Annotated in this window: 12 protein-coding genes; 3 read left to right on the top strand and 9 right to left on the bottom strand. The window is 64.7% G+C overall.

The features are described from left to right. Nucleotide 1: 1 nt before the first annotated feature. The 3 genes from ACVIGA_RS33885 to ACVIGA_RS33875 all read right to left on the bottom strand — a co-directional run bounded on the left by ACVIGA_RS33885 (nt 2) and on the right by ACVIGA_RS33875 (nt 1,888). A complete protein-coding gene (locus ACVIGA_RS33885) occupies nt 2-703 on the bottom strand; it encodes a TetR/AcrR family transcriptional regulator (RefSeq protein ID WP_212311240.1) in 702 nt (233 codons plus the stop codon). Between the two features lie 64 nt (nt 704-767). Then, on the bottom strand, nt 768-1,358 hold the full coding sequence (locus ACVIGA_RS33880; protein ID WP_456669428.1) for a thiamine pyrophosphate-dependent enzyme: 591 nt from the start codon (nt 1,356-1,358) through the stop codon (nt 768-770). Then, on the bottom strand, nt 1,355-1,888 hold the full coding sequence (locus ACVIGA_RS33875; protein ID WP_092124983.1) for a thiamine pyrophosphate-binding protein: 534 nt from the start codon (nt 1,886-1,888) through the stop codon (nt 1,355-1,357). The genes ACVIGA_RS33880 and ACVIGA_RS33875 overlap by 4 nt, the downstream gene beginning before the upstream one ends. 205 nt (nt 1,889-2,093) lie before the next feature. Here ACVIGA_RS33875 and ACVIGA_RS33870 point away from each other — a divergent pair, with 205 nt between their 5' ends. The 3 genes from ACVIGA_RS33870 (at nt 2,094) to rocD (ending at nt 5,356) form a co-directional block, all read left to right on the top strand. Beyond that, nucleotides 2,094-3,329, top strand: coding sequence for a cytochrome P450 (locus ACVIGA_RS33870; protein ID WP_456669427.1), 1,236 nt, complete (start codon nt 2,094-2,096; stop codon nt 3,327-3,329). 4 nt (nt 3,330-3,333) lie between these two features. Next, nucleotides 3,334-4,011 carry a potassium channel family protein gene (locus tag ACVIGA_RS33865; RefSeq protein ID WP_223968062.1) on the top strand — a complete coding sequence of 226 codons (678 nt, stop codon included), beginning with the start codon at nt 3,334-3,336 and terminating at the stop codon, nt 4,009-4,011. A gap of 130 nt (nt 4,012-4,141) precedes the next feature. After that, entirely contained in the window at nt 4,142-5,356 is a 1,215-nt protein-coding gene (gene rocD, locus ACVIGA_RS33860) for an ornithine--oxo-acid transaminase (protein WP_456669426.1), read from the top strand. A gap of 18 nt (nt 5,357-5,374) precedes the next feature. On the opposite strand, the gene ACVIGA_RS33855 is transcribed toward rocD, so the two are convergent. The 6 genes from ACVIGA_RS33855 to ACVIGA_RS33830 all read right to left on the bottom strand — a co-directional run bounded on the left by ACVIGA_RS33855 (nt 5,375) and on the right by ACVIGA_RS33830 (nt 12,118). After that, a complete protein-coding gene (locus ACVIGA_RS33855; RefSeq protein ID WP_212311245.1) occupies nt 5,375-6,520 on the bottom strand; it encodes an alpha-hydroxy acid oxidase in 1,146 nt (381 codons plus the stop codon). Between the two features lie 112 nt (nt 6,521-6,632). Beyond that, nucleotides 6,633-7,496 carry a sugar phosphate isomerase/epimerase family protein gene (locus tag ACVIGA_RS33850; RefSeq protein WP_456669425.1) on the bottom strand — a complete coding sequence of 288 codons (864 nt, stop codon included), beginning with the start codon at nt 7,494-7,496 and terminating at the stop codon, nt 6,633-6,635. Next, entirely contained in the window at nt 7,496-8,689 is a 1,194-nt protein-coding gene (locus ACVIGA_RS33845) for a dihydrodipicolinate synthase family protein (protein WP_456669424.1), read from the bottom strand. The genes ACVIGA_RS33850 and ACVIGA_RS33845 overlap by 1 nt, the downstream gene beginning before the upstream one ends. 14 nt (nt 8,690-8,703) lie before the next feature. Next, nucleotides 8,704-9,855, bottom strand: coding sequence for a Gfo/Idh/MocA family protein (locus ACVIGA_RS33840; RefSeq protein ID WP_456669423.1), 1,152 nt, complete (start codon nt 9,853-9,855; stop codon nt 8,704-8,706). Further along, complete coding sequence (locus tag ACVIGA_RS33835; RefSeq protein ID WP_456669422.1) at nt 9,852-11,258, bottom strand: hypothetical protein; 1,407 nt, start codon at nt 11,256-11,258, stop codon at nt 9,852-9,854. The genes ACVIGA_RS33840 and ACVIGA_RS33835 overlap by 4 nt, the downstream gene beginning before the upstream one ends. Before the next feature lie 14 nt (nt 11,259-11,272). Further along, on the bottom strand, nt 11,273-12,118 hold the full coding sequence (locus tag ACVIGA_RS33830) for an ABC transporter ATP-binding protein (RefSeq protein WP_456669421.1): 846 nt from the start codon (nt 12,116-12,118) through the stop codon (nt 11,273-11,275).

Below are 12,118 nucleotides of genomic sequence, written 5' to 3'. Positions count from 1 at the left end.
GTCATGCACTTTCTGCAGTTACCGACGGTCCTGCGCTCGGCGACGGCTGGCGGCCCAAATGAGTTGAAATTGCGGCTTCGGTAAGTCCGATGCCGCGAAGAATGAACTGGCAAAGCTGCCGCTCGGCCGCAGCGGCATCCCCGTAGGGGAGACAAGGTGTCGCAGGCAGCTGCGTCAGTGCGCCCATAAGCACGGTATGGTGCGCAAACCAGAACAGGTTGAGCGGCTCGTCACCGATCCGCGTCGCTTCGCCGGCGGCGATGGCACGCTCGAGCGAGGCAGCGAAGGTCGGACCGATCAGCTTGCCGACCTTGTCGTAGAGCAGGCGCGCAAACTCGCCGTCGTCGAGATGGCTCGTCACCATCAGCCGCATCCGCTGCGCCTCTTCCTGGTCCGGCGCGTCGCGCAGTTGCATGAAGTGGCCGACCATGCCCTGCACCAGTTCGATCAGCGTCGCGGTGGAGGGTTCCTGGCCGAGCAGATGCGCGAGATCGGGATCCGCCTCGCACTCTTCGGCAAGGATTTCGGCGTAGAGCGCCGCCTTCGACGGGAAGTGCTTGAACAGCAGCCCTTCCGAAATGGCAGCCGCGGCCGCCACGCTCTTTGTCGTGGTGCCGGCAAAGCCGTTGCGGGAGAAACACCGCTTGGCAGCGCTCAGGATCAACTGACGCCGCAAGTCACTCGTCATGCGTAAGGTAGACATTTGGGTCGTGAGTAATCACTCACTTTACCAAAAGTCAAGGTTCTATTGCACCGCGAAAGTCACTTTATATCGGAGTGTGTCCGATCGACCCTCTGATGCGGTTGACGATGTAGGTGCCGTCGCGGCTCGACAGCACGCGTTCCAGATTGGCCCCGTCGATCTTCGCGCTAGCGAACCGTGGCCCCACCGTAACATCTTGCAATGACGAAGCAAAAGCCTCGACCTCAGCCATCGTGCTGATCGAGCGGCTATCTCCGATTCCGCAGGCCTTGGCAACACCGACGAGGTCGGCGGGCCCGCCGGTATGGCTGGCCTGGCCGCCGGTCTCGCCATAGGCCTCGTTGTCGAGCACGATGATCGAGAGGTTTTTCGGCTGTTGCAGCGCGACGGTCGCGAGGCTCCCGATCCCCATCAGCATCTCGCCGTCGCCGGTGATGACGACGACCGGCAACTTCGGCTGGGCCAGCGCGAGGCCGAGCCCGATCATCACCGCGCCGCCCATGCCGCCCCAGAGATAGAAATTGCGGTCGTGGTCGCCGGCGGCGGCGATGTCATAGGTCGAGGCACCAAGGCCGCCGACGGCGAAGGCGCCCTTGCGATCCCTCAGCAGTTCGGCAACCACGGCGCGGCGGTCGAGGAGATTGGCTTTGCTCATTTGGTGAAGACCTTTGCCCCGATCAGGCGCTGCGACAGCAGCACGGCGGTTGGCGTGCAGGCGTTGTAGGCTTGCGCCGCGCCGGCTTCGACGACTTCGCGCACCTCGTCGGGACGCGAGGCGCGCAGCACCTTGATCCCCGCCAATTCGAGAATGCCTTGGGTGTTCGAGCCCATCGGCACTTGCCAGGGATTGAACTCGCCCCACTCGCCGCGCATCGTCACCAGCGTAAGGAACGGCAAGCGGAAGATCTGCACCAGCGACAGCATGTTGATGCAATTGCCGACGCCGCTCGACTGCATCAGCAGCACGCCGCGCTGGCCGCCGGCCCAAGCGCCTGCGAGCAGCGCCACGCCTTCCTCCTCGGTGGTCAGCGCAATGCCGCGCATCGAGGACGATCCCAGCACGCGCTCGATCAGCTCGGAATGCCCGGCGTCCGGCACGTAGGGCACCTGACGCACCTCGAAGCGCTGCAAGATCGAAAAGATCTCCTCGGGCCAGGAGGCCGCGGTGTCGGCTCGGGCATGCATCGGCGTTTCCGGTCTCTGTTGTTTGGCCGCGACTGTAGAGGGGCACGCGCGCTTCATCAAAGCGCAATAGCGCATATGGCTCTGCGATTTACTCGCATCGCGCGCCGTGCGCGGCGAGCTGTTCCCGGTCGCTGTAAATGATGTTGCGCGGCCGCCGCCCCCGGCTTACGATAGTTGCAAATGAAACCAATTGGGCTGGATCGCCATGAACGGGCACGCGCGAGAGCTGGCTGACGGCTTCGACCTGGAAAAGCTGACGGCTGACTTCTACGCGGATCCCTACCCGACCTATCGCGCGCTGCGCGAGCACGCGCCGGTCAAGCGGCTGCCGAACGGCTGCTATTTCCTCACCCGCTACGACGACCTCATCGCCGCCTACAAGAACACCAAGACGTTCTCCTCTGACAAGAAGAAGGAGTTCTTGCCGAAATACGGCAACTCGCTGCTCTACGAGCACCATACGACGAGCCTCGTCTTCAACGACCCGCCGGCGCACACCCGCGTGCGGCGCCTGATCATGGGCGCATTGTCGCCGCGGGCGATTGCCGGCATGGAGCCGGACCTGGTCGCGCTGGTCGACAGCCTGCTCGACCGGATCGCCACCAAAGACCGCTTCGAGCTGATCGGCGATTTCGCCTCCGCAATCCCGGTCGAGGTGATCGGCAATTTGCTCGACGTGCCGCACGACGAGCGCGAGCCGCTGCGCGACTGGTCGCTGGCGATTTTGGGTGCGCTGGAGCCTGTGATTGCCAAGGACGCATTCGACCGCGGCAACGATGCAGTGAAGGATTTCCTCGCCTATCTCGAAACCCTGGTCGAACGTCGCCGCGCCAAGCCGGGCAATCCCGAGCGCGATGTGCTGACGCGATTGATCCGAGGAGAAGGTAATGGCGAAGACAATGGCGAGCGGCTGACCGCGAAGGAATTGCTGCACAATTGCATCTTCCTGCTCAACGCCGGCCACGAGACCACGACCAACCTGATCGGCAACGGGCTGGTGACGCTTACCCAATATCCCGGGGAGAAGCAGCGGCTGATCGCGCAGCCCGACCTGATCAAGACCGCGGTCGAGGAGATGCTGCGCTACGAGAGCTCGAACCAGCTCGGCAACCGGATGATCGTGGAGGAGACCGAGCTCGGCGGCATCAAGATGCCCCCCGGCACGCTGGTCACGCTGTGCATCGGCGCTGCCAACCGCGACCCCGCGCAATTTCCCAACGCTGAAGGCTTCGACGTCGCACGCACGCTGAACCGCCACCTCGCCTTCGGCACCGGCGCGCATCAATGCGCCGGCATGGCGCTGGCGCGCCTCGAAGGCGCCATCGCGATCTCGCGCTTCCTTAAGCGCTTCCCGAACTATGCACTCGACGGCGAGCCGGTGCGCGGCGGCCGGGTACGCTTCCGCGGCTTCCTCAGCGTGCCATGCCGGCGCGGCGCGTGATCCGATGAGCATAGAGCAATTGCGCAAGCGCTGGGGCGATTCGCTGCTGACGGTGCTGACCGTGCTGCTCGTGATCATGATGTTCGTGGTGGCGCCGCTGCAGGCGCTCGGCCTGTTCGAGTTTCAGGTGTTCGAGCTGTTGCTCGCCATCTTCCTGGTCGGCGGCGTGTTCGTGATGTCGGGCAGCGCGATCGCCGTCGTCACCATGCTGATCGCGCTGGCGATGATCGTGACCGGCGCGATCCTGCGGCTGCGCTCGCCCTCGATCCTCGACCTCAATCTGTTTGCCGGCTCCTGGCTGCTGGTCGGCATCACGATGGCGGTGACGGTCGCACGCGCGACCTTCGCGCCCGGACGCGTCACCTATCACCGGGTGATCGGCGCGGTCCTGCTCTATCTCACGGTGGCGGTGATCTTCGCCGCGCTCTACACCTTCATCGGCACGCTGGTACCGGATGCGTTTGCCGGCATGAAGGTCGAGGACCGCCCGTCGCTCGCGAGCCAGCTGATCTACTTCTCCTTCGCTACGCTCACGACGACAGGTTATGGCGACGTCGCGCCGCTGCATCCGCTTGCGCGCAGCCTCTGCAATGTCGAGGCGATCTTCGGCCAGCTGTACCCGGCGACATTGCTCGCCCGGCTCGTCACGCTCGAGATCGCGCACCGCGATCAGGATTCGTAGCGCAGCGACGCTGACAGGATTGACCAAATTTGGTCCACAGCAATCCTTTAAGCCGCGCGGGCCGATACCCAAATCAGTGATAATGTGCGGGACGGCACCCTTGGTGCCGGCACAGCTGGAGTGACGAAACATGCGTCCGCCAGTCACCGATTTCATCGCAAGGGAAGCGCAGTTCGGCGCCCAGAACTATGCGCCGCTCGGCGTCGTGCTGTCGCGCGGCGAAGGCGTCTGGGTTTGGGATACCGATGGCAAGCGCTACCTCGATTGCCTGTCCGCCTATTCGGCGGTCAATCAGGGCCACTGCCATCCAAAGATCCTTGCCGCCATGGTGGAGCAGGCCGGCCGGCTGACGCTGACCTCGCGGGCCTTCCACAACGATCAGCTCGCCCCGTTCTACGAGGAACTCGCCGAGCTGACCGGATCGCACAAGGTGCTGCCGATGAACAGCGGCGCGGAGGCGGTGGAAAGCGCAATCAAGTCGGTGCGCAAATGGGGCTACGAGGTCAAGGGCGTGCCTGACGGCGAGGCCGAGATCATCGTCTGTGCCGACAATTTCCACGGGCGCACGCTTGCGATTGTCGGCTTCAGCACCGACCCGGACACACGCGCGCATTTCGGGCCGTTCGCGCCGGGCTTCAAGATCATTCCGTTCGGCGACGCCAAGGCGCTGGAGGATGCGATCACGCCGAACGCCGTTGCCTTCCTGGTCGAGCCGATCCAGGGCGAGGCCGGCGTTGTCATTCCGCCCGCGGGCTATTTCGCTGAAGTCCGCGCGCTCTGCACCCGCAACAACATCATGCTGGTCCTCGACGAGATCCAGACCGGGCTCGGCCGCACCGGCAAGCTGCTCGCGGAACAGCACGAAGGCATCGAGGCCGACGTGACGCTGCTCGGCAAGGCGCTGTCCGGCGGCTTCTATCCGGTCTCGGCGGTGCTTTCCAACAACGAGGTGCTCGGCACGCTGAAGCCCGGCCAGCACGGCTCGACCTTCGGCGGCAATCCGCTCGCCTGCGCGATCGCACGCGCGGCGCTGCGCGCGCTCGTCGACGAAGGCATGATCGAGAACGCGGCCATCGAAGGCGCACGCTTCCTCGTCGGCTTGCGCGGCATCCACGCCAACACAGTTCGCGAAGTACGTGGACGCGGGCTGATGCTCGCGGTGGAGCTTTACCCCGAGGCTGGTCCCGCCCGCCGCTATTGCGAGCTGCTGCGCGAGAAGGGCATCCTCGCCAAGGACACCCATGACCACACCATCCGGATCGCCCCGCCGCTGATGATTACGCCCGATCAGGTCGATTGGGCGCTGGAGCAGATCGGCGCCGCGCTGACGCAGGACCTTTCATGACGGCGAGATAGCGGGCGGCTACCTGAACCGCAGGTTTGCGCGGGAGAGCTGGCTGATCGAGGAACACCCCATCAGCCGCATGTCCCGCACCAGCTCCGCCTGCAGCAGACCAAGTGCCCGCTCGACTCCGGCCTGGCCGGCCGACGCCAGCGGATAGAGATAGAAGCGTCCGAGGCCGACGGCCTTGGCGCCCAGCGACAGCGCCTTCAGCACATGGCTGCCCCGCTTGATGCCGCCGTCCATCATCACATCGATCCGATCGCCCACGGCATCGACGATCTCGGCCAGCTGATCGAACGCCGCCCGCGAGCCGTCGAGCTGCCGGCCGCCGTGATTGGACAGGATGATGCCGGTGCAGCCGATCTCAACCGCGCGCTTCGCATCATCGACCGACATGACGCCCTTCAGGCAAAACTGGCCATTCCATTGCCGGACCATTTGCGCGACGTCGTCCCATGTCATGGCGGGATCGAGCATTTCCGTGAAATAGCGCCCGATCGACATCGCGCCACCGCTCATGTCGACATGCTCGTCGAGTTGCGGCAGCTTGAAGCTCTCATGGGTGACGTAGTTGATGGCCCACGCAGGCTTGATCGCGAATTGCAGCATGCCGCCGAGCGTGAGCCTGAAAGGAATCGAAAACCCGGTGCGCAGGTCGCGCTCGCGGTTGCCGCCGGTGATGCTGTCGACCGTCAACATCATCACGTTGACGCCGGCCTGCTTGGCGCGCTGCATCATCGCCGTGTTCAGGCCTCGGTCCCGGTGGAAATAGAACTGATAGACCTGCGGCGTAGCGTAAGCCTTGCGCAATTCCTCCAAACTCACGGTCCCGAGCGAGGACACGCCGAACATCGTTCCGTATTTCGCCGCCGCAGCGGCGACGGCCCGTTCGCCCTCATGATGAAACAGACGCTGCAGCGCGGTCGGCGAACAATAGAACGGCGTTGCCAGCTTCTGGCCCATCACGGTGACCGAGAGATCGACGTTCTCCACGCCGCGCAGGACATTGGGCACCAGATCGCAACGCTCGAAGCTCGCGGTGTTCTGCCGAAGCGTCGCCTCATCGTCCGCTCCACCGTCGATGTAGTCGAAGATCGGCCCCGGAAGCCGGCGCCTTGCCAGTTCGCGGAAGTCATGGAAATTGTGGCAATCGCTCAAACGCATGTCGTGCTCCGAAGGTCCGGACCGCGGAGTTCAACGGCCCCCAGTGCCGTTCACACCACAGCATTCGGAATAACCGGCACGCCTCGCCTTGTCCACCGAACCGGTCGTTGGGTCAGACCACCGTCCGATGCCGCTCGATGCAGGTCCGCAGCACGTCGTCCAAGGGCCGGCTCCACCAGTCATTCGAGAAGATCTCGATCTCCGAATAACCGGCAAAGCCCTGCGCTTCGACCATCGCGCGCACGGATTTGATGTCGATGACGCCGTCGCCCATCATGCCGCGGTCGTTGAGAATGTCTTTCGTCGGCACCAGCCAGTCGCAGACGTGGAACGCGAGCAGCCGGTCCTTGCCGGCGCGGGCGATCTGGCGCCTGAGTTCGGGATCCCACCAGATGTGATAGACGTCGAGCGCGACCCCGATCGCGCCGGTGCGGTCGGGATCGAGCGCGTCGCAGATGTCGAGCGCATGTTTCGTGGTGTTCACACAGGCGCGATCGGCCGCATAGGCCGGATGCAACGGTTCGATCGCGAGCGGCAGCTTTGCCTGTTTTGCATACTCCAGCATCTCGGCGACGCCGTCACGCACCTGCGACCGGGCCATCGCGATATCCTTGGACGCCGTGCTGCCCGGCCGCGAATATTGCGGCAGGCCGCCGACCACGAGCACGATGCAGGACGCGCCGAGCGCGGCCGCCTCGTCGACCGCGCGGCGATTGTCGTCGCGCGCCTCGCTGCGATGCGCGCTGTCAGCCGTGAACATGCCGCCGCGGCAATAGCCCGAGAGATCGAGCCCGGCGTCCTTGATCGCACGCACGGCGCGGTCGAGGCCGACGGCTGCGACCTGGTCCCGCCAGGGATCGATGGCGCGGATGCCGTGGCGCGCGCAGGCCTCGATAATGGCGATGAGATCGCCCTGTTTTCGGACGGTCGCCGTGTTCAGCGACAGCCAGCGGTGGTCGTTGGAAAAATCACGCATCAGGCGTCGATACCACGGGTCGCCAGGATCGCCGCCATTCGGCGTGTCGCGAGTTCCGGATTGGCGAGCAGCCCCGCTTGGTCAGCGAGCCGGAACAGCTCGGCCAGATGCAGGGTCGAGCGCGCACTTTCCTGTCCTCCGACCATCGTGAAATGATCCTGGTGACCATTGAGATAAGCCATGAACACGATGCCGGTCTTGTAGAAGCGTGTCGGCGCCTTGAAGATGTGGCGCGACAGCGGCACGGTTGGTCCCAGCACGTCATGGAAGCCGGCCTCGTCGCCGGCGGCGAGCCGCGACAGCGCATAGGACGCCGCGGGCGCGATCGCATCGAAGATGCCGAGCAACGCGTGGGAAAATCCCTTGTCGTCGCCGGCGATCAGCTCGGCATAGTTGAAGTCGTCGCCGGTGTACATTTTCACGCGCGGATCGAGCCGCCGCCGCATGCCGATCTCGCGCTGCTTGTCGAGTAGCGAGACCTTGACGCCATCGACCTTGGCCGCATTGGCGTTGATGATCGCAACCGCAATGTCCATCGCCTTGTCGAGGTCGGCCGTGCCCCAGTAGCCTGACAGAGCCGGATCGAACATGTCGCCGAGCCAGTGGATCATCACGGGCTCACGAACCTGCGACAGCACGCGGTCATAGACCTTCGCGTAGTCGTCCGCATTCCTGCCGAGCTTTGCCAGCGCGCGCGAGGCCATCAGGATGATCCGCCCGCCGGCCTTCTCCACCGCCGCGATCTGCTCCTCATAGGCATGGATCACGTCATCGATCGACTTCGCATCTTCCGCCGCAAGATGATCGGTGCCGGCGCCGGAGAACACCAGCGCGTTGCCCCTGGCCTTTGCCGCTTTTACCGAACGCTGGATCAATTCGAGCGAGGTCGCCCAGTCCAGCCCCATGCCGCGCTGCGCGGTGTCCATCGCCTCGGCCACACCAAGGCCGAGGTCCCAGACGTGTTCGCGGAACGCGATCGTCTTGTCCCAGTCGATCGCGGCCGTCAGCCAGGGGTCGACGTCGGCGCGCGGATCGGCGACCACATGGGCGGCCGAGAACGCGACGCGATTCAGCGTGCCCTCGAGCTTCGCCGGAAAGGTCCGCGACGCCGCCAGGCGATAGGTCTCGAGGCCGCCATCGACGGTCGGCAGCTTCAGCGACAACGATGACATCGGCAAGATCGGCTTGTTCATGACAACGTCCTCTCTCAGACTGATATCGGGGCAACGTCGATCCAGCGCCGTTCCTTCCAGCTCTTCAGCGCACATTCGGCGAGCTGCACGCCCTTGGCGCCCTCGAGCAGGGTGTATTTGTAGGGCGCATCCTCGCAGACATGGCGGATGAACATCTCCCACTGCTCCTTGAAGCCGTTGTCGTAGACGACGTTCTCAGGGAGCTTCTGCCAGTCGGCATAGAAATCGTGCATGCGCTTCTCGTCCGGATTCCACACCGGCCGAGGCGTCGCCTGTCGCGCCTGGATCACGCAGTCGGTCAGGCCCGCCACCGCCGAGCCGTGGGTGCCGTCGACCTGGAAGGTGACAAGATCGTCACGGTAAACCCGCGTCACCCAGCTCATGTTGATATGCGCGATCACGCCGCCCTTCAGCTTGAAGGTGGCGTAAGCGGAATCGTCGGCCGTCGCCTGGTACTGCTTGCCCTTCTCGTCGTAGCGCTCGGGGATATCTGTCGTCCCGATGCAGACCACGCTCTCGACCTCGCCGAACAGATTGTCGAGCACATAGCGCCAGTGGCAGACCATATCCAGGATGATGCCGCCGCCATCCTCGGCGCGGTAGTTCCATGACGGCCGCTGCGCCTCCTGCCAGCCGCCCTCGAACACCCAGTAACCGAATTCGCCGCGCACCGAGAGCATGCGGCCGAAGAAGCCGGAGTCGCGCAGGAAGGCGAGCTTCTTCAGGCCCGGCAGGAACAGCTTGTCCTGCACCGTGCCGTGCTTCAATCCCTTGGCATTGGCGAGCTTCACGACCGCAACGGCTTCCTCGAGATTGGTCGCGATCGGCTTCTCGCAATAGACATGCTTGCCGCCGTTGATCGCCTTGGTCAGCAGCGAGGGCCGCGCCTGCGTTGTGGCGGCATCGAAGAACACGGTGTCATTCTTGTCGGCCAGCGCGCGATCGAGATCGGCGGTGTGGCGCTCGATGTTGTAGCGCTTGGCCAGGCCAGCGACCTTCTCGGCGTCGCGGCCGACCAGGATCGGATCGGGCATGATGCGGTCGCCGTTCGCGAGCTGCACGCCGCCCTGCTCGCGGATCGCGACGATCGAGCGGATCAGATGCTGGTTGAGACCCATCCGGCCCGTGATGCCGTTCATGATCAGGCCGAGGCGTTTGGTCGTCATACTGTCTGCTCCTGCGAAACGCGTGGTGTTGGCCGCTTCAGCGGCTGCATGGTGGACCAGTCCGGATGGATCGAACTGGCAAAGCCCGGCGCGGCGGCGATCGATCCCGTCAGCAGATCGCCGTCATGGATCGCGAGGCGGACCTTGCCGCCGGTGCGCGTGTAGAAATCGGGATGCGCGACAAGAAAGGCATCGGCCTCATCGGCCGGGGTGTCGGCAAAGCCGTCGACGTAATGGTGTCCGTTGCGCTCCGCATGGGTGACGCCGATCAGCGCCCCGAGCGCGAGATCTTGCTGCACGCCGAGCCCGGCCTGGCAGGTCAGGTCCTCGCCACTGATGAAGTACTGGCCACCATCTGCGCTCCATGCGGCCGCGCGTGTGGCATTGATGATCGACTTGTAGATGCCCTTGCACGATTTCGAGGAAATGCCGCGATAGCCGAGCGTCCGGGCCTGCGGGAATGCGTCGTAGCTGTCGTCGGCCTCGTCGATGATGAAGTTCCGCGCCGCCAATCCGCCGAGTGGCGAAGCCTTGGTAATATCGCGCGGCATCGGCTGCTCGATATAGAGCAAGTTTGCCGCGATCGGCTTAAGCGCCGCGTCATGGTCGAGCCGGTGGACCAGCGCGTTCAGAGCCGCCAGGTCCGCATACTGCTCGTTGGCGTCGAGCGTAACCTTGGCGGCGTAGGGCAGCCTTGCGAGCTCGCTGCCGATCCGCGCCAGCCGCGCCGCGTCATGGGCGGGGTCGCCGTTCAGCTTGAGCTTGAAATAGCGCGCTCCGGCGTTCTCGCCTGCGTCGGCGACGCCGCCCTCGCCTTCAACCGTGTCGTCCATCCCGACCGTATGCCTGACGGCCACGCGGTCGATCCGCTTGCGCGTCGACAAGAACCGCGCGATGGCCGCGTCGTCGATATCCGGCGACAGCCGCGCGTCGATTTCGGCGATATTGCCGGTCATGCCGTCGAAGAAATTCGCGCTTGCGACACGCAGCAGCGCATCGAGGATCGCCTTGTCGATCTCGGCCGGGCCAAAGCCGGCGGCGAGCGGTGGAATATCCTCCGCAGCGCAGACCGCGACCTGCGGACCGATACACGCGGCATGCAGACCGAACGCGGTCTCGAAACTCCGGTTCGCCAGATAGAGCTCACGTGCAATCGCGAGCGAACGGCGCAGGCCGTCGAGCGACTGCGCCTCCGTCAGATGTGGCCGCTTGTCGAACCATTTCGGCGCCAGCATTTCGGCGCTGGCGCCCGTCGCGCGGCCCTTGCCCTCCACCTCGATCTCGACCCGCACGAACAGCTGCGTCGACGCGGTGATCGTTACCGCGCCGAAACGGAACGGCCGGGCGAACACCAGCGGCCGTTCGAAGAAAGCGATATCGTTGACTTTGAGGCGAAGCGGCATTGAAGGCTCGGGTGTTAGTCCAACGATCCCTGCGTGAAGAAATGCTTGCGGATCCGCTGCACCAGCTCGGTGAAGACGGGATCGGACATCGTCTCGAGCGAGCGCGGCCGCGGCATCGGCACGTCGTAGATCGCGGCGATCGCGCCGGGCCGCTCGGTCATCACGAGCACGCGGTCAGCGAGGAACACGGCCTCGGGGATCGAGTGCGTGATCAGGAGCACCGTCTTGCCGGTCTCGCGCTGGATCCGCATCAGCTCGACATTCATCCGCTCACGCGTCATGGCGTCGAGCGCGCCGAACGGCTCGTCCATCAGCATGATCTTGGGATCGTGCACCAGCGCGCGGCAGATCGAGGCGCGCTGCTGCATGCCGCCGGACAGCTGCCAGGGCAGCTTCTTCTCGAAACCCTCGAGCCCAACCAGCTTCAGCAGCGCCTTGGCGCGGGCGAGATACTTGTCCCGGGCGAGCTGCTTCATGTCGATCGGCAGCATCACGTTGGAGAGGATGTTGCGCCATGGCAGCAGCAGCGCGTTCTGGAACACGATGCCGACATTGCCGTGCGGCTTGGTCACCGGCTCGCCGTCGATCAGCACCTCGCCGGTCGTCGGCGGCAGCAGGCCCGAGATCATCTTGAGCAGCGTGGACTTGCCGCAGCCGGAGGGCCCGACCACGACAAAGAACTCGCCGTCATTGATGGTGAAGTCGAGCGGCCGCAGCGACGGCACGTCGCCGTCGCGCGACCGGTAGGTCTTCGATACGCCTGAGAGCTTGATGCCCGGCGCTGCGCCGGCCGCGCGGCCTGACACCAGACGCAGATGGGCGGCGGGCTGCTCGGCAGCGCTCTTGATTGCCGATTTCAT

This window comes from Bradyrhizobium sp. USDA 3240, assembly GCF_054063295.1.
This window is presented reverse-complemented; position numbering and strand designations above follow the sequence as displayed.

What these genes read in the sequence shown, in the direction of transcription:
- ACVIGA_RS33865 (WP_223968062.1), top strand. Translation starts at nt 3,334, where the DNA reads ATGAGCATAGAGCAATTGCGCAAGCGCTGGGGCGATTCGCTGCTGACG.
- ACVIGA_RS33835 (WP_456669422.1), bottom strand. Translation starts at nt 11,258, where the DNA reads ATGCCGCTTCGCCTCAAAGTCAACGATATCGCTTTCTTCGAACGGCCG.
- ACVIGA_RS33885 (WP_212311240.1), bottom strand. Translation starts at nt 703, where the DNA reads ATGTCTACCTTACGCATGACGAGTGACTTGCGGCGTCAGTTGATCCTG.
- ACVIGA_RS33855 (WP_212311245.1), bottom strand. Translation starts at nt 6,520, where the DNA reads ATGCGTTTGAGCGATTGCCACAATTTCCATGACTTCCGCGAACTGGCA.
- ACVIGA_RS33880 (WP_456669428.1), bottom strand. Translation starts at nt 1,358, where the DNA reads ATGAGCAAAGCCAATCTCCTCGACCGCCGCGCCGTGGTTGCCGAACTG.
- ACVIGA_RS33875 (WP_092124983.1), bottom strand. Translation starts at nt 1,888, where the DNA reads ATGCATGCCCGAGCCGACACCGCGGCCTCCTGGCCCGAGGAGATCTTT.
- rocD (WP_456669426.1), top strand. Translation starts at nt 4,142, where the DNA reads ATGCGTCCGCCAGTCACCGATTTCATCGCAAGGGAAGCGCAGTTCGGC.
- ACVIGA_RS33845 (WP_456669424.1), bottom strand. Translation starts at nt 8,689, where the DNA reads ATGAACAAGCCGATCTTGCCGATGTCATCGTTGTCGCTGAAGCTGCCG.
- ACVIGA_RS33850 (WP_456669425.1), bottom strand. Translation starts at nt 7,496, where the DNA reads ATGCGTGATTTTTCCAACGACCACCGCTGGCTGTCGCTGAACACGGCG.
- ACVIGA_RS33830 (WP_456669421.1), bottom strand. Translation starts at nt 12,118, where the DNA reads ATGAAATCGGCAATCAAGAGCGCTGCCGAGCAGCCCGCCGCCCATCTG.
- ACVIGA_RS33840 (WP_456669423.1), bottom strand. Translation starts at nt 9,855, where the DNA reads ATGACGACCAAACGCCTCGGCCTGATCATGAACGGCATCACGGGCCGG.
- ACVIGA_RS33870 (WP_456669427.1), top strand. Translation starts at nt 2,094, where the DNA reads ATGAACGGGCACGCGCGAGAGCTGGCTGACGGCTTCGACCTGGAAAAG.